Raw genomic sequence first — 24,309 nt, 5'->3', positions numbered from 1 at the left:
TCTCGTCCCCGCGAACCGGAGGTGGCCGTGTCCCCGTCCTCGCTCTCCGTACTGGCCGAGGAGCAACTCGCCCTGGCCCGGGCGACCGACAGTGGGCGCAGCGCCCGGACGGTGCACGGCGGCCAGGACAGCCCGCTGCGGCAGACCCTGGTCGCCCTGGTCGCCGGGCACGCGCTGGCGGAGCACGCCAGCCCCGGTGCGGCGACTCTCCAGGTGCTGCGCGGTCGGGTCCGGCTGACGGCCCAGGACCGGTCCTGGTCGGGTGTGGCCGGCGACCTCCTCGTCATCCCGGACGCCCGGCACGCCCTGCACGCCGACGAGGACTCCGTGGTGCTGCTGACCGTCGCCCGCTGCTGACCGGCACCGGCTACCCGCCTCCCGCCGGCGCCCCGCGGTCATGCCGGGTCCCTGGGCCGCTTCGTGCCGGCCCAGGGATCCGGTGGTAGGCGCGGCATCCGCGCCGCCTCGTGGGTCAGACCCGCTCGTCGCGGAGCATCCCCGGGCCGAACACCTCGTAGGCGATCCGCTCCGCCGGTACGCCCCGGCGCAGCAGCCCGCCGCGGACCGCGTTCATGAACGGCAGCGGCCCGCAGAGGTGCACGTGCGCGTCGGGGGAGAGCGGGATCAGTTCCGGGTCCACCAGGCCGGCGCTGACCTGCGCCGTGAGCCCGGCCAGCTCCCCGTCGGCGGCGTCCTCGTACCAGAGGTTCAGCCGCAGCCGGGGCAGCTGCTCCTGGAGCCGGGGGAGCGCGTCGCGCAGGGCGTGCGCCGCCCCGGTGCGATCGGCGTGCACCAGCACGACCGGTCGCTCCGGCTCGGCGACCGCGAGGTGCTCCAGCGCGGCCATCGCCGGGGTGAGTCCGATGCCGGCGCTGACCAGCAGCAGCGGTCCCTCCCCGGCCACCGCGCTGACCTCGCCGAAGGGCGGGCTGAGCCGCAGCGTGTTGCCGACCGCCACCCGGTCGTGCAGGAATCCGGAGACCAGCCCGTCGGGTGCGCCCCCGGTGCCGCGTACCCGCTTGACGGTGATCCGCCAGTGGTCGGCGCCGGGACGTCCGGAGAGGCTGTACTGCCGGATCTGCTGGCCGCGGTCGCCGTCGAGGTCGATCGCGACGGAGGTGTACTGGCCGGGAGTGAAGTTGGGCACCGGGCCCCCGTCGGTCGGGACCAGGGTGAACGAGACGACGTCCCGGGTCTCCTGGGCCTTCCCGGTAACCCGCCAGGCGCGCCACACCGACCCGTTCTCAGCCACCCCGGCCTCGGTGTAGAGGCGCGCCTCCCGCGCGATCAGCTCGCAGGCCAGCAGCCAGTACACCTCGTCCCACGCCGCCGCGATGTCGGGGGTGACGGCGTCGCCGAGCACCTCACCGATCGCCGCCATCAGGTGCCGGCCCACGATCGTGTACTGGGTGGCGGTGATGCCGAGGGAGACGTGCTTGTGGGCGATCCGGTCCAGGATCGGCCCCCACGGCATCGTCTCGGGACCGGCCAGGTGCTCGGCGTACGCCACGACGGCGGCGGCGAGCGCGGCCTTCTGCTGCCCGGTCGCCTGGTTGCCGCGGTTGAAGATGTTGAGCAGCTCCGGGTGGGCGTCGAACATTCGCTGGTAGAAGCGGCCGGTGATCGCCTCTCCATGCGCCTGCACGACCGGCAGGGTCGCCTTCACCACTGCTGCTGATGATTCCGAGAGCACGACTACTCCTTCAGTGATCCGTTCTGGCGATCTCCACTGAACAGGACTGCAAAATTCCTCTTCTAGGTCGAAGGTCCCGGATCCGGGGTCGCCCGGATCACACCCACAGACCGGCTCATCGGTCCGTGTCGCAGGACGTTCGCGCTGGTCGGTGCCGTGAAGCTCAACCGGTCCACCGACATGGCCCTGCGGATCGCCATGCTCACCGCCGCCTCCCCGGCGCGGACCACGGTGGACGAGCTGGCCGCCCAGCTCGTGCTGCCCCGCAGCCACGTCGCCAAGGTCGTCCAGCGGCTCCAACGGATCGGCGTCCTGCACACCATCCGTGGCCGCTCCGGCGGGGTGGTCTTCGGCGAGCGCGCCGATGAGTTGACCGTCGGCCACGTCGTCCGGGCCTTCGAGGGCGACGGCGAGGTGGTCGCCTGCGAGCAGCCCGCCTGCCCGCTGGTCGCCGGCTGCCGGCTGCGCGGCGAGCTGCGGCGCGCCCAGGCCGCCTTCCTGGCCGTCCTGGACGGCGTACGCCTCGGCGACCTCGTCGACGGCCCCGCCGGCCCGCTGCTGCTCACCCTCGGCGCGCCCGGGCCCCGCGGTTGAGGCCTCCCGGCATAGGCTGCGGGTGACTGGTCCCGGCGGTGGGGAGGATCGATGGCCGTCTCGCATCCGCTGTTCGCGCGGGTCTTCGCCCGGGCCAGCGTGGCGATGGACCGGGCCGGCGCCGCCGAACACCGGCACCGGCTGGTCGCCGGACTGACCGGGTGGGTGGTCGAGGTGGGCGCCGGCAACGGCCGGATGTTCCCGCACTACCCGCCGGCGGTGACCGGGGTGCTGGCCGTCGAGCCGGAGCCGCGGCTGCGGGCCGCCGGGCACGCCGCGGCGGCCGACGCCCCGGTCCCGGTCACCATGGTGGCCGGGCTCGCCGAGGCGCTGCCGGTCGCCGACGCCGCCGCGGACGCGGTGGTGTTCTCACTGGTGCTCTGCTCGGTGCCGGACCAGGCGGTCGCCCTGCGGGAGGCCCGCCGGGTGCTGCGCCCGGGTGGGCAGCTGCGCTTCTACGAGCACGTGGTCGCGGGGACCCCGGGGCTGCGCCGCGCGCAGCGCTGGGCTGACGCCACCATCTGGCCCGCCGTCTGCGGCGGCTGCCACACCGCGCGGGACACCCTCGGCGCGATCACCGCCGCCGGCTTCACCCTCGCCACCGTGGACCGCTTCCGCTTCCCACCCACCGGCCTCCCGATGCCCGCCTCCCCCCACGTCCTCGGCGCCGCCGTGCGGCCCTGACCCCAACCCGCTCCTCGGCGATCTTGCACTTCGGGTCGCCCGTTCGCCGCTTTCGCGGCCTTTGCCGAGGCGGTAAGTGCAAGATCGCGCGAGGGGGTGAGATCACGCGGGTGTGACGGGCGCCAACGTCCCGTCATAGGGTCGATGGATGCCATCCCTCGTACACCGGTCGGTCTCCACCTGGCAGCAGCCGGCCCCGCCGCCGGCCTCGCCGGAGCGGCGGGCCCTGGTCGACCTGCTCGCGGACCGGCTCCTGGCGCTGGGCCCCGGTCGGCTGCGGGTCGGCGTCGACGGGTTCACCGCCGCCGGCAAGACCTCCTTCGGGCACGAGCTCGCCGCGCGGATCGCCGCCGCCGGCCGCCCGGTGCTGCGGGCCAGCCTGGACGACTTCAAGCGCCCCTGGCGCGAGCGCCACCAGTACGACCGGCTCTCCGGGCCCGGTTACTACCGCAACGCCTTCGACCTGCCGGCCATCCGCGACCTGCTGCTCGGGCCGGCCGGCCCGGCGGGCAGCGGCCGCTGCGTGCTCTGCCTGCGTGACCCGCTCACCCAGCGCGAGCACTCCGACGTGGTCACGCTCGCTGCCGCGGACGCGGTGCTGGTCGTCGACGGGGTCTTCGCGTTCCGCCCCGAACTGGACGAACTCTGGAACCACCGGATCTGGCTGGACGTGCCCGCCGAGCTGTCGGTGCGCCGGGGCGCGGACCGGGACGCCGACCGGGAGGGCGCCGAGGCGGCCGAGCGGCTGCACCGGGACCGCTACCTCGCCGCGGCGCGGGTCTACCTGGCCGAGGCGGACCCGGTCGGCCGGGCCGACGTGGTCGTGGACAACGCGGACTTCGCCCGGCCGCGGCTGCTGCGCGGCTGAGCGGCCGGCGGGCCTCCGTCCGGCCCCGGCGTCGCCGCCCATTCGCGGCCGGGAAGACGCCGGCGGGACGCGTCGTTGTCGTCCAAGGACGCCCTGCCCGCCCACGGCGGCCCTACGCTGCGTCGGGCGGGGCGGGAGCGGCGCGAAACGGCGTACCCGGCGGGTGTCACGGCTCTGTCGGAGCGCCGGGCTAGGCTCGCTGCGGCGCGCCGCGCGTGGCGATCGAGTCGGTATCGATCGACATGAGCTTGATCGAGACGGTGAGCGGCACCACACCGCCGAGACCTGGGAGTACGACCAGTTGACCGCACAGCCTGAGACCCTGTACGGGGCCGACGACCTGACCCACCTGGAGGGGCTGGACGCCGTCCGCAAGCGCCCCGGCATGTACATCGGCTCGACCGACAGCCGTGGCGTGGGTCACCTCGTCAACGAGATCCTCGACAACGCCACCGACGAGGGTGTCGCGGGTCACGCGACCAAGGTCGAGGTGATCCTGCACGCCGACGGCTCGGTGCAGGTCGACGACGACGGCCGGGGCATCCCCACCGACGTGCACGCCAAGTCCGGCATCTCCGGCGTCGAGCTGGTGCTGACCCGGCTGCACGCCGGTGGCAAGTTCGGCGGCTCGGGCTACAAGACCTCCGGCGGCCTGCATGGCGTGGGCGCCTCCGCGGTCAACGCCCTCTCCCGGCGGTTCGACGTCACCGTCCGGCGCGCCGGCAAGGTCCACGCGATGTCGTTCCGGCACGGCGTACCGGGAATCTTCGACGGGCCCGGCCCGGACGCGACCTTCACCGCCGGTCCCGGCCTGCAGATCGTCGGTGCGATGAAGCGCGGCCAGCGGACCGGCACCTCGATCCGCTGGTGGCACGACACCCGCTACTTCGAGACCGGCGCCCGACTGGACACCGAGTCGGTCCGGCTCAAGATGCGCAACACCGCGTTCCTCGTCCCCGGCGTGGCCTACCTGCTGCGCGACGCGACGGGGGAGGAGCCCACCGAGGAGGGCTTCCACTTCCCCAACGGCCTCACCGACATGGTGGAGTTCCTCGCCCCGGCCGGCGACCGGCCGGTCTCCGGCACGCTGCTGGTCACCGGCGAGGGGACGTACCGGGAGAACGCCGCCGACGCCAACGGCGTGATGCAGTCCAACGTGCAGCGCCGCGCCGAGATCGAGGTGGCCTTCCGCTGGGGCACCGGCTACGAGCGCACGGTGGAATGCTTCACCAACACCATCCGCAACGCGCACGGCGGCACCCACCGCAAGGGCTTCGAGCGGGCCCTGGTCCGCACCCTGGCCGACGCGGCCCGCAACACCCGCGGCCTGCTCAAGCCCAAGGAGGACGCGCCCACCCTGGACGACGTCCTGGAGGGCATGACGGCCGTGGTGCACGTGCGGATCCCGGAGCCGCAGTTCACCTCGCAGACCAAGGACGAGCTCTCCACCGCCGGCATCACCAAGGTGATCCAGGGGCTGGTCGAGCAGCACCTGAAGGCCTGGCTGGAGGACCGGCGCACCAAGGCCGAGGCGCGCACGGTGCTCCAGAAGATCGTCGACGCGGCCCGGGTCCGGCTCACCCAGAAGCAGCAGAAGGACGCCGCCCGGCGCAAGACCGCCCTGGAGGGCGCGTCGATGCCGGCCAAGCTGGTCGACTGCCGGGCCACCGGGGTGGACCGCAGCGAGCTGTTCATCGTCGAGGGGGACAGCGCGCTCGGGTGCTTCACCGGCGACACGATGGTCGCGCTGGCGTCCGGGCAGAGCCGCTCCTTCGCTCAGTTGGCCGCCGACTGGGATAGCGGGATCAGCCATTTCGGCTACACGACGAACAAGGCTGGTCGCGTGGTCATTGCTCCACTCGTGGCGCCGCGGCTCACGAAACGGGATGCGCCCCTGGTGCAGGTCACGCTCGACAACGGCGAGTCCGTGCGCTGTACTCCCGACCACCTGTTCCGGCTCCGCGACGGCTCCTACCGGCGGGCGGACGCACTGGTGCCCGGTGATTCCCTGATGCCCCTGTATCGCAGCCTGTCGAACAAGGCAGAAGGGCACAAACTGCAGGGGTACGAGCGGGTGTGGATGAACGACCGGGAGGAGTGGGTCTACACCCACTACCTAGCGGATGCGTGGAACCTTCGCCACGGCCACGGCAGCGCCACCAACGGCAACGTCCGGCACCACGTCGACATCAACAAGCGGAACAATGACCCGCGCAATCTGCGCCGGATGACCTGGGCTGACCACACCGCTCTGCACGCCGCCATGATGGGCGAACACGTCCACGCCGGTTGGCGGGAGTGGTTCGACAAGGGGGGCCGAGAGTTGCGCTCGGCCATGCTGACAGCGCAGTGGCGGGATCCTGCCTTCCGTGAGGCCTGCCTTGCGCGGCTGTTCGCGCTCAATGAGTCGCCCGCGTTCCGCGCAAAGATCGAAAAGGGCTTTCAGGACTGGTACAACGCGCTCGGGGCCGACGAGCAGCGTGCCTGTGCCGAGCGGATGCGTGATCGGCAGGCGACATACTGGTCGCAGCCGGACCATCGGCAGGCAGCAGCCGAGCGAGTGCGGGCATACTTCACCGATCCCGCTCGCCGAGAGGAGTGGCGTCAGCGCTCGTTGAACCAGTGGTGTGACGACGAATTGCGAGCTTGGCGGTCACGAAAGACCGTGGAACAGTTCGCGAACCCCGCCGAACGGGAACGCCAGCGCGACGCCGTACTGGCCTGGCACCGGGACAACCCCGGATTCCGTGCACGGCACTCGTCCCGGATGAGGCAACGGATGACTGACCCGAGCACGGGCCACCTCGCCAAGGCGCAGGCCGGACGGGCTCGATACGTCGCGACGGTGCCGCGCCATGAACGCGTTGGCCGGCAACTCGAAGGTCGGCGTCTGGCTGCGCTGCGTCGTCTCGCTCCGCTGCTGTCGCAGACTGACGAGGAGCTGGCGACCGCCTACGAAACGGAGCGGTTGCGGACCGCCCGCACCGGCCTCCGGTTCGATCGGCTCCTGAGCCTCTACGGGGGCGACTACGGGCGACTGCGAGAGGTGGCCTCCCTTGTCAACCACCGCGTGACGTCCGTAGAGGCTCTGGACGAGACGTCGGACGTCTACGACCTGACCGTCGACGGGTACCACAACTTCGCCCTGGAAGCCGGAGTGTTCGTCCACAACAGCGCCCGGGTGGCACGAACCGCTGAGTACCAGGCGCTGCTGCCGATCCGCGGCAAGATCCTCAACGTGCAGAAGGCCAACCTCCAGCAGGTGCTGGACAACGCCGAGTGCGCGGCGATCGTGCAGGTGCTCGGCGCGGGTTCCGGTCGGACGTTCGACCTGTCCGCGCTGCGCTACGGCCGGGTGCTGATCATGGCCGACGCGGACGTCGACGGCGCGCACATCCGGACGCTGCTGATCACGCTCTTCGCCCGCTACATGCAGCCGCTGATCGAGGCCGGTCGGCTCTACGCCGCGATGCCGCCTCTGCACAAGATCACCACCAAGGGGCGCAACCCGCAGACGATCTACACCTACACCCAGGCGGAGATGGAGACGACGGTCCGCAAGCTGGAGAAGGCCGGCAAGCAGATCGTCACCCCGATCCCGCGGTTCAAGGGCCTCGGCGAGATGGACGCCGACGAGCTCTGGGAGACCACGATGAACCCGGCCACCCGGGCGGTCCGCCGGATCACCCTCGACGATGTCGAGGCGGCCGAGCGGATCCTCGAGCTGCTGATGGGGGAGAAGGTCGAACCCCGCCGCAACTGGCTGATCGACTCGGCCGACCGGGTCGACCGCGAGGCGATCGACGCATGAGCACCGTCCGAGGGGAAAGCTGAGTCATGGCACGCCGCAAGGAAGACCGCGCCAAGGCGGACCTGTCCGCCTTCGACCAGGCCGGCGCGCGGGTCTTCGACAACCCGCTGGTCACCGAGGTCTCCGACTCCTACCTGGAGTACGCGTTCTCGGTCATTCACTCCCGCGCCCTGCCCGACGCCCGGGACGGCCTCAAGCCGGTGCACCGGCGCATCCTCTGGTCGATGCACGAGTCGGGGCACCGCCCCGACCGGGCGCACGTGAAGTCGGCCCGGGTCGTCGGCGACGTGATGGGCCGCTACCACCCGCACGGTGACACCGCCATCTACGACGCCATGGTGCGGCTCGCCCAGCCCTTCTCGCTCAACGCCCCACTCATCGATGGGCATGGAAATTTTGGAAGCCAGGACGACGGACCGGCCGCGGCGCGCTACACCGAGGCCCGGATGTCCCGGGAGGCGATGCTGCTCGTCGGCGAGCTGGGTGAGGACACCGTCGACCTCGAGCCGAACTACGACGGCTCGCTGACCCAGCCCACCGTGCTGCCGGCTGCCTTCCCCAACCTGCTGGTCAACGGCGCGTCCGGGATCGCGGTCGGGATGGCGACCAACATGATCCCGCACAACCTCGGCGAGGTCGTCCAGGCCGCCCGGTGGTTGATCAACCACCCGGACGCCGACCTGGACAAGCTCATGGAGTTCGTCCCCGGACCCGACCTGCCCACCGGCGGGCTGCTGCTCGGCCTGGACGAGGTCCGCCGGGCGTACGAGACCGGGCGCGGTGTGGTCCGGATGCGCGGCCGGGTCGAGATCGGCCCGCTGGAGGGCAGCCGCGGCCGGCAGGCGATCACCGTCACCGAGCTGCCGTACGGCATCGGCGCGGAGAAGGTCATCGCGGCCATCACCAACGAGGTCAACAAGACCAAGCGACTCACCGGCATCGCCGACGTCAAGGACCTCACCGACCGGGAGAACGGCACCCGCCTGGTCATCGAGTGCAAGGTGGGCGTCAACCCGCAGGCGCTGCTCGCCGACCTCTACCGGCTCACCCCGCTGGAGCAGTCCTTCGGCGTCAACAACCTGGTCCTGGTCGACGGCCAGCCGCAGACGCTGGGGCTCAAGGCGCTGCTGGAGGTCTTCCTCGCCCACCGGTACCACGTGGTGACCCGGCGCACCTCCTACCGCCGGCGCAAGCGCGAGGAACGGCTGCACCTGGTCGACGGCCTGCTGATCGCCCTGCTCGACATCGACAAGGTGGTCAAGCTGATCCGGGGCAGCGACGACGCGCAGGCCGCCAAGGACGGCCTGATGCGCCAGTTCAAGCTCTCCGACATCCAGGCCACCTACATCCTGGACACTCCGCTGCGCCGCCTGACGAAGTTCGACCGGATCGAGCTGGAGGCCGAGCAGGAGAAGCTGCGCGGCGAGATCGCCGAGCTGTCCACCATCCTCGACGACTCCAAGGTGCTGCGGAAGCTGGTCTCCGACGAGCTGGCGGCCGTGGTCAAGCAGTTCGGCGCCCCGCGCCGGACCACGCTGGTCGACGGCGATCTCAAGGAGGTGCTGGCCGCCTCCGCGCCGGCCGGCCCGCTGGAGGTCGCCGACGACCCGTGCCAGGTGATCCTCTCCGCGACCGGGCTGGTCGCCCGGACCGCGGCCGAGTCGGAGGAGGCCGCCGAGGGGCGGCGGCGCAGCGGCCGCGTCAAGCACGACGCGGTACGCGCGGTCGCGCACTCCACGGCGCGGGGCCGAGTGCTCCTGGTCACCAGCGCCGGCCGGGCGTTCAAGATCGACGTGCTGCCGCTGCCGGTGCTGCCCGAGCAGTCCGGCACGGTGTCGCTGCGCGGCGGCATGTCGGCGGCCGAGCTGGTGCCGCTGGAGCCGGGGGAGACGGTGGTCGGCCTGGCCCCGCTCGGCGCCGCCGCCGAGGGCTCGCCGGGTCTGGCCCTGGGCACCCGGCAGGGCGTGGTCAAGATCTGCGCGCCGGAGTGGCCGGTCCGCTCGGACGAGTTCGAGGTGATCTCCCTGCGCGAGGGGGACGAGGTGGTCGGGGCGACCTGGCTCACCGACGGCGCGGAGAGCCTCGCGTTCATCTCCTCCGAGGCGTCGCTGCTGCGCTTCCCCGCGTCCCTGGTCCGCTCGCAGGGCGTGAAGGGTGGCGGCATGGCCGGTATCAACCTGCCGGGCGACGCACGGGTGGTCTTCTTCGGCGCGCTCCGCACCGACGACCCGGGGCACGGTGCGCCGATGGTGGTCACCTCGACCGGGGCAACGGTGAAGGTGACGCCGTTCGGGGCGTACCCGGCGAAGGGGCGGGCGACCGGCGGGGTCCGCGCGCAGCGGTTCCTCAAGGGCGAGCTGGACCTGGCCGTGGCCTGGATCGGCTCGCGCCCGGTCGGCGCGACGGCCACCGGTGACCCGGTGGAGCTGCCCCCGGCGGACCCGCGCCGCGACGGCTCCGGCTTCGCGGTCATGCTCGGCCCGACGGTCGTCGGCCACCTCGTCGAACGCGACTGACAGCCCGCACGTTTCACGCCCCGGACCCCCCAGGTCCGGGGCGCGTCCACTCCCGGCTCCGCCTCGTCGATCATGAAGTTGTTGTCGTCCGGCGCGGCGTGTCGCGACAACAACTTCATGATCACCGCGGAACGGGCGGGTGAGACGGGTCAGAGTTCGGGTTCGGGGCCTCGGCGGGAGTCGGGGGTGGTGCGGCGGAGGTGGGCGATCAGGCGCATGCCGTGGTGGATGACCAGGGCGGCGGCGGTGCCCAGGGCGATGCCGTTGAAGGAGAGGTCGCCGGCCGTCAGGGTGTAGTTGGCGGCGCCGATGATCAGCGCGACGGCGGCGGTCATCAGGTTGACCGGGTCGTGGAAGTCGACCCGGTTCTCGATCCAGATCCGGGCGCCGAGGATGGCGATCAGGCCGTACAGCGCGGTGGTCGCCCCGCCCAGCACGCCGGCCGGCACGGTGAGGATCAGCGCGCCGAACTTCGGGCTGAGCCCGAGCAGCACCGCCGCCACCCCGGCCACCCAGTACGCCGCCGTCGAGTAGACCCGGGTCGCCGCCATCACCCCGATGTTCTCCGCGTACGTGGTGGTGCCGGAGCCGCCGCCGGAGCCGGCCAGCACGGTGGCGATGCCGTCGCCGAGGAACGCCCGGCCCATGCCCTTGTCGAGGTTGCGGCCGGTCATCGCGGCCACCGCCTTGACGTGCCCGGCGTTCTCCGCGATCAGCACCAGGATCACCGGGATCACCAGCACCACCGCCCGCAGGCTGAAGCTGGGCGCGTGGAACGCGGGCAGCCCGAGCCAGGCGGCCTCCTTCAGCCCGGTCACCGCCTTCGGGTCCAACTGGCCGAGGACGGCGGCGAGCACCCAGCCGACCACCACGCCGAGCAGGATGGACAGCCGGGCCAGGAAGCCCCGGAAGACCACGGTGGCGAGCAGGATCGCGACCAGCGTGACGACCGCGATCAGCGGCTGTGCCTGCACCCCGCCGTTGCCGCCGCCATCCCAGGCGACCGGGGCGAGATTGAGCCCGATCAGCGCGACGATCGCGCCGGTGACCACGGGCGGCATCAGCGCGTCGATCCACCGGGACCCGGCCAGCTGCACCACCGCGCCGACCACCGCGAGCGCCGCGCCGGCCACCACGATGCCGCCGAGCGCCGGGCCGATGTCGCCGCCGGCCTTCGCGGCCAGCACCGGCGCGATGAAGGCGAACGACGAGCCCAGGTACGACGGCAGCCGATTGCCGGTGATCAGCAGGAACAGCAGCGTGCCGAATCCGGAGAAGAAGAGCGTGGTGGCCGGCGGGAAACCGGTGATCAGCGGCACGGTGAAGGTGGCGCCGAACATCGCGACCACGTGCTGTACGCCGACCCCGACCGTACGCGGCCAGGACAGCCGTTCACCGGGGTGGACCACATCGCCCGGTCGAATCGACCGGCCGTCGCCGTGCAGGCTCCACGGGGACCAGGGGGAGCGCGGTGGAGTGGTGGACTGGGTCATGGTGCGCCCTTCGCGTCGTCAGGTGACGGGGGCGTGATCGACCCTGAGAGTTGTTTCTACCACGACGCCGGGCGCCGACCGGGTGCGGCCGGTCGCAACGGTGACCCGGTGTTGATCCTGCTCTGGGCTGGCGGTCGCCCGCACCGTCGACGACCTGCGCGGCTGGGGACGCCGCGCGGCGGACTTCCTCGCGAGCTGAGGCCGCATGCCGGTGGCCCCGCGGCCGGCGCGGGACGGCGCGGTCGCGGTCAGGCGACGCCGTTCGGGCGGAACTGGACGCTGACCCGGGGGCCGACCGGGCGGGTGGTCTTGGGGATGGCGTGCTCCCAGGTGCGCTGGCAGGAGCCGCCCATCACCACCAGGTCACCGTGGCCGAGCGGGAAACGCAGGCTGGCGCCGCCGCCACGCGGGCGTAGCAGCAGCGGACGCGGCGACCCGAACGAGACGATGGCGACCATCGTGTCGGTGTGCGCGGAGCGGCCCGTCGTGTCGCCGTGCCAGGCGACGCTGTCCCGCCCGCTGCGGTAGAGGCACATCCCGGCGGTGACGAAGGGCTCGCCCAGCTCGGGCGCGTAGTGCCGGGTCAGTGCCGCCCGGGCCGCGGTCAGCACCGGGTGGGGCAGCGGCCGGCCGGCGGCGTACCAGCAGAGCAGGCGGGGCACGTCGACCTCGGCGTCGTACATGGTGCGGCGCTCGGCCCGCCAGGGCACCTCCTGCAGCAGGGTGTCGAGCACCGCGTCGGAGCCCCGCACCCAGCCGGGCAGGTGGTCGACCCAGGCACCCCGGCTCAGCTCGTGCCGGCGCAGCCGGCCGGCCAGCGTGCCCAGGCTCGCGCCCTGCTCGGCGAAATCCAGCATCGAGGGCTGGTAGGCGACGTCGGACACGCCGCCGATCCTATCAACATCTCGAACAGGCGTACGACGATCGGCGACGCGGCATCCGGCGGGTCCGGATACCAACCGGTAGGGTTCCCGGCGGCGGTGCCGACCCGGGCCGCCGTCGTGGGTGGCCTGGTGGCCCGCCCGCCGACTCCCCCGCCGAGGAGGAGACGCGCGTGCTGGTGACCCTGGTGACGGTCGGGTTTTCGGCATGACCGCCGCCCCGACCACCGCCGCCGGCCCGACCCCCGCGGCGGCCGGCCGGTTGCCGTCCCTGACCGGGCTGCGCTGGGTCGCCGCCCTACTGGTCTTCGGCTTCCACGTCGGCACCATGCGGATCGTGGCCGAGCCGGACAACCAGGCGGTCATCGACCGGCAGCTCAGCCTCGGTCTGTCCGGTGTGGAGTTCTTCTTCATCCTCAGTGGATTCGTGCTGGTCTGGTCGTACCGCGACGGCGAGCGCCGACGGACCTTCCTGCGTCGCCGGCTCGCCAAGATCTACCCGAACCACCTGCTGATGTTCGGGGTGGTGCTCCTCGTTGGGCTCTGGTTCGCCGACCCGATCAACGTCTGGGCGGCGCTGGGCAACCTCGCCCCTGCTCCAGGCCTGGAACCGTTCGGAGAATCTCAGTGACTCTGTTCCTGCTTCGTAGGTCCGTGCCCCGGTGTGCCGGGGGCTTACGGGTCCTCCACAGGCGTTTCATGTCTCCGGGGAACTGCCCGGCGACAATGCGGTCAGGCGGCGTGCATCGCGGCGAGGAGGTTCCGGGCGGCGTTGTGGTCTCGGTCGTGGACGGCGCCGCACTGGCACGTCCACACCCGGTCTGACAGGGTGAGCCCGGCGTTGATCGCCCCGCACTGGCCGCATGTCTTTGAGCTGGGGTACCAGCGGTCAGCGGCCCAGATCTTCGACCCGTACCAGTTGGTCTTGTACTCCAGTTGGCGGACGAACTCGCCGAACCCGGCGTCTGAAACCGCGCGGGCCAGACGCCGGTTACGGACCAGTCCCGCCACGTTCAGGCTCTCCACGGCGATGGCGCGCTTGGTTCTCGCGAGCCTGGTGGTGAGCTGGTGCAGGAAGTCAGCACGCTGGTTGGCGACCTTGAGGTGCACGGCGGCGAGCCTGCGCACGGCCTTGGTCCGGTTCGCCGAGGCGCGCTCGCAGCGGGCTACCGCCTTGTTCGCCCGCCGCAGCTTGCGCTGTGCGGCCTTGAGCACCGCCGGCGTGTGGACCTCCTCCACGGCTCCGGTGTCGTCGGCGATGACCGCGAACGTCTTCAGCCCGAGGTCGATGCCACAGGTGGGGGCGGCTGGGTCGACGGCGCGCCGGGTGTCGACGTCTGCGCGGTCCACGTCGAGCTGGAAGGACACCCACCAGCGGCCCGCCTGTTCGCGCACGGTCGCGCCGGTGATGCGGGCGCGGCCATCGGCGGTGCGGCCGGTCAGCCAGCCCATGTCCTCCCGGGTGGCCACCGGTCCGACACCGGGCAGCGCGACCGTGCGCGGTCCGGTGGGTCGTGCCCGGTCGGCGTCGTACCGCAACCGCGACCCGTGCTTGCGTTTACGCCACGCCGGGAAGCCGACCCGACGTCCCCGCCGGGCACCCTTGCGGGAGTCAGCCCAGTTCTTCAACCCAGCCGCACGGACACGGCACGCTTCCTTCGGCACCCGCGACGACAGCCCAGCCTCGGTGAACCACGGGTACCGGGTGGGGTGGGCGGCCCGCCATGCCCTCTCCAGCGCGGGAGCCGACCACGGCACCGGCGTCAGATGCTCGTGCGGCACCCCGTAGGAACGTTCGGCCGTGCGCTGGTCGAGGGCGGCCTTGACCAGCGCGAGGCAGAAGTTCTCCGCCACCCGCGACAGCCCCGCGTGCTGGGCCAGCCGAGCACGCTGCTGCGCGGTCGGGGCCAGCTCGATGCGGAAGCCTTGCTTGACGCGGCTCACGCGGTCGCCTCCACCGCGGCCATCGCCGCTTTCGCCTTCCGGGTAGCCGAACGGCGCCCGTACAGGCGCGCGCAGAACGAGGTGAGCACCTCCACCATGTCCCGCACCAGATCATCCGCCACCTCGGCGTCGTCGATAACGACGATGCCGCGGCCCGTCGCGGCAAGCGCGCACGTCAGCTGCTCGACACCGAACCGGGCCAGCCGATCCCGGTGCTCGACCACGATCATCGTCACGTGCGGGTCGCGCAGTAGTTTCGCCAGCCTCGGCCGGTTGCCGTCGAGCCCGGAACCGATCTCAGTGACCACCTCGGCCACCGTCAATCCCCGCCCGGTCGCGGCGGTAACGACCCGCCCGGCTTGGCGTTCCAGGTCGGCTTCCTGGTCGGCTGAGGACACCCGGCAGTACACCACGGTCCGCCCAGCCACCTGGGGCGCGGGTTCGAGGACGAGGTACCGGCCAGTGTCGGTCTTGACGACCGGGACCGGCATCTGCCCGTTCTTCGCCCACGACCAGGCGGTTTGGTAGTGCACGCCGTTCCTGCGCGCCCACTCGGACAACTTCACACACTGATCATCGCTGAGGAAGCCAGACAATCACCGATGACACGCCGAACAGCTCGGCACCCCACCCCCCGGCTGCTTCTACAGCGTCAACACGGTCAGCTGGTCGCTCTCCTGCGAGCTCTTCTTCCACCTCTGCCTGCCGTTCGTGCTGCCGGTGCTGCGCCGGCTGCGCCCCGCCACCCTGTGGGCGGTGGTGGTCGCCGCGCCGCTGCTGATCGTCGCGCTCTGGCCGGGGCAGCGCCTGCTGCCCGAGGAGAGCCGCTGGTGGTTCACCCAGATCTTCCCCGTGGTGCGGTCCCTGGAGTTCTGGATGGGCATGGCCGCAGCCGAGCTGATGCGCCGGGGCCGCTGGCGGGGGCCGGGCCTGACCGCCGCCAGCCTGCTCTTCGTGGCCACCTGGGCCGTGACCGCGAAGGAGACCTCACCGAGCCACCATCGGCCGGGACCGCTACGGGGTGGACCGGCCGCGCACGTCCGCGTCGGCCGCGGCCGTGATGACTAGCAGGTACGCGACTGCGAGCAGGCCGGCCCAGAGCTCCGCCCGGATCCACTGCGCCTTCTACCTGGTGCACGTCTTCGTGATGGTCACCGTGCTCCGGCTGACCGGCCACACGGGGTCGGGCTGCCGGGCTGGTGGGGCCCGCTCGCCGTGCTCGGCTTCCTGCTGGTGAACCTGGTCCTCGCCGGCGCCCTGCACCGGTACGTCGAGACGCCGATGATGCGCCGGCTGGGACCGCCTCGCCGGGCCCGCGTGCAGACCCCACCGGCCATCCCGGCGCAGCGACCGTCCGGACCCGACGGCGACGCCGCCCCACGGCGCCGATCCATCGAGTACGCCGGGCGGCGCCACCCGGCCTGAGCGGAGGCACCGCCGCCCGCCACCGGCGCCCGGTCCACGCTCGTCGCCCGGTCGCCGAGGTGGCGGTGTCCGGTCCGGCCCGGGTCGTGATCCTCGCCAGGTCGCCGACGGGGTGGTGTCCGGTGGGTCCGGACACCGCCGGGTCGGGGATATGCAGGCGTGGCGAGTCCAGCTGGCGGGGCGGACTCCGCGCCTGTCCGGCATGGTCGGTGCCGCGATCCGGCCGGCGACACGCCCGGCGGCGATGCGGCGCGATGCCGTCGGCGGTAGCGTGGGACCGTGCTTCCGGTGGCGCTCGCCTGTCCCTTGTGGTGGGTGGCGCGCTGGACGGCCCGGATGTTGGCCGGTCTGGCCGTCGCGGTCGCCTGTTCGCTCGGCACCGTCACCCTGCCCGTTGGTGCGGCCGCCGCCGCCCAGGCGGCCCCGGTCGCCGGGGTGACCCCCGCCGCCCCGGAATCCTCCTGGTCCCTGATTCCGCCGGCTCTCCGCGTCGCGCCCCACGCCGTTCCGGAGCCCGGTGACCGGCCCGCGGACGCCGCCCTCGCCCTGATCGGCCCAGCCGCACTCGACCCGGCCCGGGTCATGACCCGCTCGGCCGTCCTGCCCGCGGGCCGGGTCTCGACCGGGCCGGCCGTCAGCGGCTCGGGCCGGGGCCCGAGCGGGCCGGCGGTCTTCGATGCGGGCCGCGTACCGGGCGGGGCGACCACCGCCGACCGGGGTCGCGCCGCGCGGGCGTCCGGCGGCGACCTGGCGACCGGAGTCGGCCAGGCACCGCCGGTCGGCATCGGCGCCCCGCTGGCAGCTCCGCGGAACGTGGTCGTCGCGATCTCCCGAGACCCGGTCGTGGCGGGGACCGTCGCGGCGGCCGTCGGCTCCCGGGCACCGCCGGCCCGCTGACCGCCCGCGGGCCACGCCCGCGGCCGCTCTCCACCGAACCTCACCCCCGCACCCCACCCGACGGCGGCCCGATGGCGACCCTTCCGGTCGTGCCTCGCCGCGTCGGGGCGTGCGGCCCTCTCCTCCGCCACATCGTTCCCGTGAGGTGCCGACCATGCAGCAGACCGTGCTGTACCAGTTCCTGATCGAGGTTCCGCAGGCCGCCGCCATCTGGTCGGCCCTGCTCCTGCTCGCCCTGGCCGTGCTCGCCGTGCTGGTCGCCCGCCCGGAGCGGGACGCCCCGTCGGATGCCGAGCCGGTCCCCGACCCGGCCGCCGAGGAGGCGGCCCGCCTCGCCGATCTGTGCCGGTACGCCGACGAGGTGGCGGTGGCCGCCGCCGGGGCCGCGCAGACCGCCCGCCGACGGCGGGAGCAATGGCTGCGGGCCCACGACGAGGTCGACCGGGCCTGGCGGGCGTACGACGAGGCGGAGAGCGCCGCCCGTCGGTTCGCCGGCGCCGCCGTGCTGCCCGCGCCGCGTACCCCGCGGACGCCGGCGGAGTACGCCGTCCGGGAGCGGTGGCTGCACCACGCCGCGATGGCGGCGCACTGGCACGGTGAGCTGTCGGCGCGGCAGCTCGCTGACGTCCTCGCGCACCGGAACGGATGGGATCCGCGCCGGCACCCGGCGGAGCAGGAGATCGTCCTCGCCCGGGTGGTACGCGTCGGCCGGCTGGCCGGCTACCGCACGGCGGCCGAGCGGGAGCAGCGGGCGTGGCGGGACGCGGAGCTGGCCGCCGAGGCGGCCCGGGCGCTGGCCGCGGAGGCGTACGCCGCCGCGGCGGCGCTGCGCCCCGGCACGGTCCCGGTACGCCGCGCGGAGGCGGTGACGGAGACCCTCGCCCCGGTGGTGGCCGGCGCCGCTCCGGCCCGCCCGGCGCGCTTGCGGCCGGCGCGGGTTGGCTGAATTGTGACCAGAATTCGGTGAGCCTGGTCACGCCAATCCGGAAACGGTCATCGTGGCCAGTTGGGGCGATCGACCCCCGCAATTTCCGGTGGCTCGCCACCCGATGTCCGCTTGTCGCCCGACGGTTCCGTCATAACTGCTCGTCCCATTGAGTGACATCAGTGACGGGCTGTTCCGGTCAGCGTAATGGTGGCCGATGTTTAAGCAGGTGAGATGGGTTGGCGTCCCGCGTACCCACCGGTAGTGTCGGCGCGTCCGGTGCGGTTTTCGATCGCAAGAGGCGACGCCGCGCCGACCCGCTCAATCGTGATCTCACGAACCGGGGACCCAGTGCACGTCCGGGGTGAATCCGCGAGCCACGGCCCGCGGTAGGGCGATCTTCCCGCCCGAATCCGTCAGCTAACCCGGTAGGCGGTGTCGGAAGGAGTTCCATCCTCGTGCATCCCAGCCCTCGTTCGTCCCCCCGCCTCCACGGCGCCGCGGTGCCGTCGCCCGCCTGACCGGCGCGCTGATTCCGGTATCCGCCCTGCCGCCCGGTTGACCGGGCGCCCCCCTTTCCCGCGGTTCACCCTGCCCGTGACCTGTCGCGCGTGAGTTTCCCCGCGCGCCGGGGCCGGTGGGTGCCGCCCCCGCCCCCGTGGAGGATCACGTGAAGCACACCCTCAAGCGGCAGCTGCGGCGCCTCGCCACCGAGCGCCCGTACCAGATCGTCGCCGGCTCCGCCGCCGCGCTCGTGCTGGCCTCCGGCACCGGCGCCCTGCTCGCCAACGGCGACGACGCGCCCGTCCGCCAGGAGAAGACCGCCGTGGTCGCCGAGCTGGCCCCCCGGCTGGGTGACGTCGCCACCCGGAGCGAGGCTCGGGTCCCCGCGTCCCCGTCGACCTCGCCGAGCGCGTCGCCGTCGGCGAAGGCCACCTCGGCCAAGCCGGACCCGGACCTGACCCGCAAGGCGGCGCCGAAGCCGCCGTCGACCAAGGTCCTCGACTACACCTACGAGGCGCAGACCGCATACTGGAACTGCGGCCCGGCCGCGGTCCGCAACGCGCTCAGCGCGAGCGGCGTCGAGACCACCCAGGACGCGATGGTCGCCCCGCTCGGCGCCACCGAGAACGGCACCAACTCCGCCGAGGACACCACCCGCGGGCTCAACCAGATGGTCAAGGGCAACCCGTACCGGACCCACATGATCCCCGGTGCGGCCACCCCGGCCCAGATGGACCAGCTCCAGGCCGACGTGGTGAAGGCGATCACCGACGGGCGGGGCGTCGTCGCCAACATCGCGGGCGACGCCACCGACACCGACGGCGGCTGGCACTCCTTCCCGGGCGGCCACTACATCGCCGTGGTGGGCTACAAGAACGACGGCCGGACCGTGCGGATCGCCGACTCGGCGAACCCGGCGCTGCCGTCGTACTGGATCACCACGATCGACCTGGCGAACTGGATGTCCACCCGCGGCTACTCCGCCTGATCCACTCCGCGTCACCCGTCGGGCACCGGCTCCTCCGAGAGCCGGTGCCCGACGTCGTATGCGACGGTCCGGCCCGCCGCCGGCTCTCGCGCCTGCTGTTCGACCGGTGGCACACTGCGCCGTATGGGCGAACAGACGGGTACCCGCCAGCTGTTGCTGCTGCACGGCTTGGGCACCACCGGCGAGGTGTGGCTGCCCTGGGCGCCGCTGCTGGAGCGCCGGTGGGCGGGGCGGTGGCTCGCCCCCGACCTGGCCGGGCACGGTTGGTCGCCGCCGCTGCCGGCGTACACCTTCGCGGCGCTGGCTCGGCGGGTGGTGGCGGGTCTGGGGCCGGTCGCCGACCGGCTGGGGCCACGGGACCGGCTGGTGGTGCTCGGGCACTCGCTCGGCGGGGTGGTGGCGTTGGCGCTGGCCGCGCGGCAGCTCGGCCTGCCCGTGGACGCCGTGGTCGGGCTGGGCATCAAGGCGGTCTGGTCCCCGGCCGAGCTGGGCAAGGCCCGGGAGTTGGCCGAGCGGCCGGTCACCTGGTTCGCCAGCCGGGACGAGGCCGCCCGCCGTTACCTGCGCGTCGCCGGCCTCGCCGGCCTCTTCGCCCCGGACCACCCGGTCGTCGACGCCGGGCTGCGCCGGGAGGACGGCCGCTGGCGGCTGGCGATGGACCCGGCCGCGTTCGGGGTGGGGGAGCCGCGGTTGGCGGCCCTGCTCGCGGCGACCGACGTGCCGGTGCTGCTGGCCCGCGGTGAGCAGGACCCGATGGTGACCGCTGCCCAGCTCAAGGAGCTCGGCGTCCCGGTGGCGACCCTGCCCGGCCTGGGGCACAACGCCCACGTCGAGGACCCGGAGGCCGTCCTCGCCCTGCTCGACCCGTACCACTGACCCGCGGGCCGGTAGGGGGCTCGCCGAGGTGGTTTGATCTGATCATGATGCAGCCCGTCCGCCGCGCGGTCTACCGGCTCTACGCCCGCCGTCTGCGCGCCGAGTTGGCCCACACGTCGCTGCCGCGCCACGTCGCGATGGTGATGGACGGAAACCGCCGGTGGGCCAGGCAGATGGGCTTCGACGACGCCGGGCTCGGCCACCGGTACGGCGCGGAGCACATCCACGAGGTGCTGGGCTGGTGTGCCGAGCTGGGCATCCACCACGTCAGCCTGTTCGTCGCCTCCGTCGACAACATGCGCAAACGAGCCTCCGACGAGGTGGCGAACCTGATGCGGATGATCGAGGACGTCGTGGCGGAGCCACTGCTGCGTCCGGCCAACCCGTGGCAGCTCCACCTGGCCGGCCGCGCGGACGTGCTGCCCGACTCGACCCGCCACGCCCTGAAGCTCGCCGAGGACGCCACCCGTGAGCGGGCCACCGACTTCCACCTCACCGTCGCCCTCGGCTACGACGGCCGCGAGGAGATCGTCAGTGCGGTTCGCGCCCTGCTGGAGGACGAGGCGAGAGCGGGCGCCACCCTCGACGACGTGGCGCAGCGCCTCACCGCCGACCACGTCGCGGCGCGTCTGTACACCGGCGGCCAGCCCGATCCCGATCTGGTCATCCGCACGAGTGGCGAACGCCGGATGTCCGGCTTCCTGCTCTGGCAGGCCGCCTACTCCGAGCTGTACTTCTGCGACGTGTACTGGCCGGGCTTTCGGAAGATCGACTTCCTCCGCGCCCTGCGCTCCTACTCCGCTCGCCGTCGGCGATTCGGCGCGTGACCACCCCGACGGGCGCCGTCGGACCGTGCCCGGAGTGGTCAGGGTGTGGAGGAGAGGGGCGACCCGTCCTGGGCGACGGCGTCGGCGGCCCGGGGCGCCGGCGGGTTCCAGTCCGGTTCGAGCTGCCGGCGGGCGGCGTCGAGGAACGCCTCCGCGTACGAGTCGGCGGGGAAGTCGCCGAGGTAGCGGCTCCGGGTGGCCCACCGGTCGGCCGCCTTCGGGTCGGTGTCGAGCAGCTGCGTCAGCACCTCGTGCACGTTGGACATGTCCCGGCGCAGCACGTACCCGGAGCCGGCCAGCGGGAACCGCTCGACGAAGTGCTCGCCGTCGACGCCCATGTCGGTCACCGCGTACGGCTTGCCGGAGTAGAGGTAGTCCGAGATGACCCCGGAGACGTCCGAGACCAGCGCGTCGGAGCGGTTGACGCACTCGGTCAGGGTCAGCTCGCGGGCGGCCGCCGCGCCCCACAGATGCGCCCGGCCGGTTCGGGCCCGGTCGGCGGCGAGCAGTTCCGTCAGCCGGGCGAGCTGCCGGGCCGAGGTGGGGTTCTGCGCGGTGTACGGGTGGGCCCGCAGGATCACCGTGGCGCCCCGGTCGAGCAGGCCGCGGAGCACCGTCTCGGCCACCGGCAGGGAGCAGTAGTCGGCGTCGGCGTGGTGCCCGGTCCAGGTCGGCGTGTAGAGCACCGTCGGGGCGGCCGGGCCGCGCACCGGCGCCCGGCGTACCTCGATCGCCTCCACCTGCGGACGGCCGACCACGACGAACTTCTCCGCGGGGATCTCCACGCCGGCCCGGGCGTACCGGTCGATGGCGGCCGGTCCGGCCACGAAGATCCGGTCGAAGATCGCCGAGACCGGGTTGGCGCTGGGGGCCTTGTCGCTGTCGCCGTGGTGCAGCTGGACGTGGGTGAGCTGGGAGAACCGGATGCAGTGGCTGTTCTTCGCGCCGTGGTTGACGTAGAACGCCGCCCGCAGGCTCGGCACCAGCGCCTCGTCCATCGACTTCAGCGTCGGGCAGAAGATCACCGGGGCGCTGGTGGCGGCGGCGATGGTCGGCAGGAACTCCGGCTCGCGCAGCAGCACCAGGAACGGCCGGCCGATCCGCTCCAGGTAGGGCAGCCACATGGTGACCTGGTATTCCGACCCGGGTGGGGCGGAGAAGTAGAGCACGAACTCGGGCTGGTGGCGGCGCAGGGCCCGGCCCACCGGACCGCCACCGGCCGGCGGCCGGAACCGCCGCCGGGCGAGGTCCAGGCCGACCGCCGCGCAGCCGGCCCCGACCAGCAGGGCGGCGACCAGCGGCACCCACGCGGGCAGGGCGGCGCCGGCGGCGACCGCGACGAGCCCGAGCAGCGCCAGGAGTGCGCCGCCGAGCCGCTCCGTGACCAGCGGCGCCCAGGTGCGCACCGGCAGGTTCGCGGCGCGGATCTCCAGAGCGCCCGCGGCGCGCAGCGGCGCCGCCAGCAGGACCAGGCCGAGCAGGACCAGCGCTGTGGCGGCCAGCGCCGGGTCGAAGCCGTCGTCGAGCCGGCGGGCGTACCCGACCAGGATGCCCGCGGCGACCAGGACCGACTCGGCGACGCCGTCGGCGCTCGGGCGGATCCGGCGCTCCACCGCGGCGGCGGCCAGCGCGGCCACCGCGATCGCCAGCCCCCACCCGGTCGCCCCGGTGAGTGCCACGACGAGGAACGCCAGCACCGCCAGCCCGGTGGTCAGCACCCGGGCGAGCAGCTTCCGGATCAGGTCACCACGCATGTCGGTCGTCCGTTCCGCGGATCGGGTGGGTCAGGCGTCGACGTCGACGGGCAGCTGCTCAGACGGGTGCGCGCCCGGCTGGGCGGGCACCGCCGAGACCTGCTCGCCGGGCGCCCGGCGCACGTCGATGACCTGGCCGGTCAGCTCGGAGATGAGTACGTCCAGCGACGCCTGGGCGACCGCCTCGGAGGAGAGCAGCGTGTGCTCCGGTTCCTCGCCGAACGCCTTGGTGCGCATCGGGGTCGCGGTGCGCTCCGGGTTGACGCAGTTGACCCGTACGCCGAACTCGGCCCACTCGTCGGCGAGCGCCTGGGTCAGGTTGACCAGGGCGGCCTTGGTGGCCGAGTAGAGCGCGTAGCGGGCCCGGCCCCGGGTGTACGAGCTGGAGGTGTAGAGCAGCAGCTGGCCCTTGGTCTGCTGGAGGTACGGCAGTGACTGCCGGGCGATGGTGACCGGGCCGACGAAGTTGACCTGCAGCAGCCGGTCCATCGTCTCCTCGTCCATCTCGGCCAACGCCCCCTTTTCCAGGATGCCGGCGGTGACCACCACGTGGTCGATCCGGCCGGTGGCCTCGAAGGCGGTCTTCAGCGCGGCCGCGACGTCCTCGGCCCGCTCGACGTGGGTGCCGGTGGTGGAGCGGCTGAACGGGAAGACCTGGGCGCCGTAGCGGCGGGCCAGCTCGGCGAGGTCGTGGCCGATGCCGTAGCTGCCGCCGAAGACGACGATGGTCCGGCCGGTCAGTTCCTCGGTGTAGCTGTGCTGGTCGGCCAGCCTGGGTGCCTGCGCGGCGGCGAGCTGGAAGAGCTTGTCCGCGAGGTGCACGTCGACCGGGTGGGTGACCTTGATGTTCTCGTCCGAGCCGTCGATCACCTTGATCGGCGTGCCGGGCAGGTAGCGCAGCACCACGCCGCAGTCGTCGGTGGCGGCGAAGTCGGGGTCGCCCTCGGCCCGCCGGTACGCCTCCCGGATGGTGCCGGAGCGGAACGCCTGCGGGGTCTGCCCGCGGCGCAGGGTGGCGCGGACCGGGATGTCGGTGATGCAGTCGTCGGAGTCGACCTGGATGATCGTGTCGGCCGACGGGATGGCCACGTCGACCGCGGAGTAGCTCCAGAGCGCGTTCACGCACTCCCGCACGATCCGGGCGCTGAGCAGCGGCCGCACCGCGTCGTGGAAGAGGATGTTGACGTCGCCGTCGCCGACCGCGTCGAGCGCGATCCGGGTGGTGGCGTTGCGGGTGTCGCCGCCCTCGATCACCTGGCTGACCTTGCGGAATCCGGCGTTGGCGACGATCCGCTCAGCGTCGGCGACGTGGCCGGTGGCCATCAGCACGATGATCTCGTCGATCTCCGGCGCGGCCTCGAAGACGGCCAGCGTGTGCTCGATGATCGGCTTGCCGGCGATCTTCAGCAGCTGCTTCGGGATGCCCAGCCCGAGGCGGGTCCCGGTCCCCCCGGCGAGGATCACGGCCACCGTCCGCGAGGGGCGCCAGGGTGCCGGGCTCGCCGGCGTGACGTCCGGTGCGGTGGTGCGGTCCTGCGTCATTGCCGTTCCTCACTTCTGCGGGGGATTGGGTTTTACACCTGGATGACCGGGTGGTGAACTTTCGCCGGCGACCAGAAAACCTTAACG

At 72.9% G+C, this 24,309-nt stretch carries 19 protein-coding genes, 4 pseudogenes and 1 riboswitch; of the genes and pseudogenes, 16 read left to right on the top strand and 7 right to left on the bottom strand.

The features are described 5' to 3' along the window. The first annotated feature begins 27 nt into the window (after nt 1-27). Complete coding sequence (locus OG799_RS17265; protein WP_406046051.1) at nt 28-357, top strand: cupin domain-containing protein; 330 nt, start codon at nt 28-30, stop codon at nt 355-357. Nucleotides 358-472: 115 nt separating this feature from the next. Here the strand turns inward: OG799_RS17265 and OG799_RS17260 are convergent, their stop codons facing one another. Beyond that, entirely contained in the window at nt 473-1,693 is a 1,221-nt protein-coding gene (locus OG799_RS17260) for a globin domain-containing protein (RefSeq protein ID WP_406046050.1), read from the bottom strand. Nucleotides 1,694-1,849: 156 nt separating this feature from the next. On the opposite strand from OG799_RS17260, the gene OG799_RS17255 reads away from it, so the two are divergent. The 7 genes and pseudogenes from OG799_RS17255 to OG799_RS17225 all read left to right on the top strand — a co-directional run bounded on the left by OG799_RS17255 (nt 1,850) and on the right by OG799_RS17225 (nt 10,166). Then, on the top strand, nt 1,850-2,287 hold the full coding sequence (locus OG799_RS17255; protein ID WP_406046049.1) for an RrF2 family transcriptional regulator: 438 nt from the start codon (nt 1,850-1,852) through the stop codon (nt 2,285-2,287). Between the two features lie 51 nt (nt 2,288-2,338). Continuing rightward, nucleotides 2,339-2,971 carry a methyltransferase domain-containing protein gene (locus tag OG799_RS17250; RefSeq protein WP_406046048.1) on the top strand — a complete coding sequence of 211 codons (633 nt, stop codon included), beginning with the start codon at nt 2,339-2,341 and terminating at the stop codon, nt 2,969-2,971. 148 nt (nt 2,972-3,119) lie between these two features. Beyond that, nucleotides 3,120-3,839 carry a uridine kinase gene (locus OG799_RS17245; protein ID WP_406046047.1) on the top strand — a complete coding sequence of 240 codons (720 nt, stop codon included), beginning with the start codon at nt 3,120-3,122 and terminating at the stop codon, nt 3,837-3,839. A gap of 232 nt (nt 3,840-4,071) precedes the next feature. Continuing rightward, nucleotides 4,072-5,559, top strand: a pseudogene (locus OG799_RS17240) (ATP-binding protein); the annotation flags it as partial. Continuing rightward, nucleotides 5,533-7,005 (top strand): annotated as a pseudogene (locus tag OG799_RS17235) (DNA topoisomerase); the annotation flags it as partial. The pseudogenes OG799_RS17240 and OG799_RS17235, both read left to right, overlap by 27 nt. 6 nt (nt 7,006-7,011) lie before the next feature. Then, nucleotides 7,012-7,650: pseudogene (locus OG799_RS17230) on the top strand (toprim domain-containing protein); the annotation flags it as partial. 26 nt (nt 7,651-7,676) lie between these two features. After that, nucleotides 7,677-10,166, top strand: coding sequence for a DNA topoisomerase (ATP-hydrolyzing) subunit A (locus tag OG799_RS17225; protein ID WP_406046046.1), 2,490 nt, complete (start codon nt 7,677-7,679; stop codon nt 10,164-10,166). A gap of 149 nt (nt 10,167-10,315) precedes the next feature. Here OG799_RS17225 and OG799_RS17220 read toward each other — a convergent pair whose 3' ends face one another. Together OG799_RS17220 and OG799_RS17215 are read right to left on the bottom strand one after the other, a co-directional pair. Continuing rightward, on the bottom strand, nt 10,316-11,659 hold the full coding sequence (locus OG799_RS17220; protein ID WP_406046045.1) for a uracil-xanthine permease family protein: 1,344 nt from the start codon (nt 11,657-11,659) through the stop codon (nt 10,316-10,318). A gap of 248 nt (nt 11,660-11,907) precedes the next feature. Continuing rightward, nucleotides 11,908-12,543: an alpha-ketoglutarate-dependent dioxygenase AlkB gene (locus OG799_RS17215; RefSeq protein ID WP_406046044.1), complete on the bottom strand. Its 636-nt coding sequence runs from the start codon at nt 12,541-12,543 to the stop codon at nt 11,908-11,910. Nucleotides 12,544-12,748: 205 nt separating this feature from the next. Here OG799_RS17215 and OG799_RS17210 point away from each other — a divergent pair, with 205 nt between their 5' ends. Next, on the top strand, nt 12,749-13,171 hold the full coding sequence (locus tag OG799_RS17210) for an acyltransferase family protein (protein ID WP_406046043.1): 423 nt from the start codon (nt 12,749-12,751) through the stop codon (nt 13,169-13,171). 101 nt (nt 13,172-13,272) lie between these two features. Here the strand turns inward: OG799_RS17210 and OG799_RS17205 are convergent, their stop codons facing one another. Beyond that, on the bottom strand, nt 13,273-14,484 hold the full coding sequence (locus tag OG799_RS17205) for an RNA-guided endonuclease InsQ/TnpB family protein (protein WP_406046042.1): 1,212 nt from the start codon (nt 14,482-14,484) through the stop codon (nt 13,273-13,275). Further along, nucleotides 14,481-15,050, bottom strand: coding sequence for an IS607 family transposase (locus tag OG799_RS17200; protein ID WP_406046041.1), 570 nt, complete (start codon nt 15,048-15,050; stop codon nt 14,481-14,483). The genes OG799_RS17205 and OG799_RS17200 overlap by 4 nt, the downstream gene beginning before the upstream one ends. An 85-nt stretch (nt 15,051-15,135) precedes the next feature. On the opposite strand from OG799_RS17200, the pseudogene OG799_RS17195 reads away from it, so the two are divergent. The 7 genes and pseudogenes from OG799_RS17195 to uppS form a co-directional block, all read left to right on the top strand. Beyond that, nucleotides 15,136-15,552: pseudogene (locus OG799_RS17195) on the top strand (acyltransferase family protein); the annotation flags it as partial. 147 nt (nt 15,553-15,699) lie between these two features. After that, nucleotides 15,700-15,909 (top strand): hypothetical protein, encoded by a 210-nt coding sequence (locus tag OG799_RS17190; protein ID WP_406046040.1) that lies wholly within the window; start codon nt 15,700-15,702, stop codon nt 15,907-15,909. A gap of 279 nt (nt 15,910-16,188) precedes the next feature. Further along, on the top strand, nt 16,189-16,806 hold the full coding sequence (locus tag OG799_RS17185; RefSeq protein ID WP_406046039.1) for a hypothetical protein: 618 nt from the start codon (nt 16,189-16,191) through the stop codon (nt 16,804-16,806). Between the two features lie 154 nt (nt 16,807-16,960). Continuing rightward, nucleotides 16,961-17,752: a hypothetical protein gene (locus OG799_RS17180; RefSeq protein WP_406046038.1), complete on the top strand. Its 792-nt coding sequence runs from the start codon at nt 16,961-16,963 to the stop codon at nt 17,750-17,752. Nucleotides 17,753-18,039: 287 nt separating this feature from the next. Beyond that, nucleotides 18,040-18,181, top strand: a riboswitch (cyclic di-AMP (ydaO/yuaA leader). Between the two features lie 208 nt (nt 18,182-18,389). Next, a complete protein-coding gene (locus OG799_RS17175) occupies nt 18,390-19,223 on the top strand; it encodes a C39 family peptidase (protein WP_406046037.1) in 834 nt (277 codons plus the stop codon). Nucleotides 19,224-19,346: 123 nt separating this feature from the next. Continuing rightward, complete coding sequence (locus OG799_RS17170) at nt 19,347-20,099, top strand: alpha/beta fold hydrolase (RefSeq protein WP_406046036.1); 753 nt, start codon at nt 19,347-19,349, stop codon at nt 20,097-20,099. Nucleotides 20,100-20,143: 44 nt separating this feature from the next. Beyond that, entirely contained in the window at nt 20,144-20,926 is a 783-nt protein-coding gene (gene uppS / locus OG799_RS17165) for a polyprenyl diphosphate synthase (protein ID WP_406046035.1), read from the top strand. A gap of 38 nt (nt 20,927-20,964) precedes the next feature. Here uppS and OG799_RS17160 read toward each other — a convergent pair whose 3' ends face one another. Then, entirely contained in the window at nt 20,965-22,680 is a 1,716-nt protein-coding gene (locus OG799_RS17160; RefSeq protein WP_406046034.1) for a CDP-glycerol glycerophosphotransferase family protein, read from the bottom strand. A 30-nt stretch (nt 22,681-22,710) separates the two neighbouring features. Further along, the gene (locus tag OG799_RS17155; protein WP_406046033.1) at nt 22,711-24,222 is read right to left on the bottom strand and encodes a D-ribitol-5-phosphate cytidylyltransferase; all 1,512 of its coding nucleotides are present in this window, start codon (nt 24,220-24,222) and stop codon (nt 22,711-22,713) included. Nucleotides 24,223-24,309: the final 87 nt, after the last annotated feature.

Origin of the sequence: Micromonospora sp. NBC_00898 (genome assembly GCF_045207895.1) — a bacterium.
Lineage (GTDB): Bacteria > Actinomycetota > Actinomycetes > Mycobacteriales > Micromonosporaceae > Micromonospora.
This window is presented reverse-complemented; position numbering and strand designations above follow the sequence as displayed.

Bases quoted from the DNA above. Each gene is read 5' to 3' on its own strand.
- OG799_RS17250 (WP_406046048.1), top strand. From the start codon at position 2,339: ATGGCCGTCTCGCATCCGCTGTTCGCGCGGGTCTTCGCCCGGGCCAGC.
- OG799_RS17155 (WP_406046033.1), bottom strand. From the start codon at position 24,222: ATGACGCAGGACCGCACCACCGCACCGGACGTCACGCCGGCGAGCCCG.
- OG799_RS17245 (WP_406046047.1), top strand. From the start codon at position 3,120: ATGCCATCCCTCGTACACCGGTCGGTCTCCACCTGGCAGCAGCCGGCC.
- OG799_RS17160 (WP_406046034.1), bottom strand. From the start codon at position 22,680: ATGCGTGGTGACCTGATCCGGAAGCTGCTCGCCCGGGTGCTGACCACC.
- OG799_RS17210 (WP_406046043.1), top strand. From the start codon at position 12,749: ATGACCGCCGCCCCGACCACCGCCGCCGGCCCGACCCCCGCGGCGGCC.
- OG799_RS17225 (WP_406046046.1), top strand. From the start codon at position 7,677: ATGGCACGCCGCAAGGAAGACCGCGCCAAGGCGGACCTGTCCGCCTTC.
- uppS (WP_406046035.1), top strand. From the start codon at position 20,144: ATGATGCAGCCCGTCCGCCGCGCGGTCTACCGGCTCTACGCCCGCCGT.
- OG799_RS17180 (WP_406046038.1), top strand. From the start codon at position 16,961: ATGCAGCAGACCGTGCTGTACCAGTTCCTGATCGAGGTTCCGCAGGCC.
- OG799_RS17170 (WP_406046036.1), top strand. From the start codon at position 19,347: ATGGGCGAACAGACGGGTACCCGCCAGCTGTTGCTGCTGCACGGCTTG.
- OG799_RS17220 (WP_406046045.1), bottom strand. From the start codon at position 11,659: ATGACCCAGTCCACCACTCCACCGCGCTCCCCCTGGTCCCCGTGGAGC.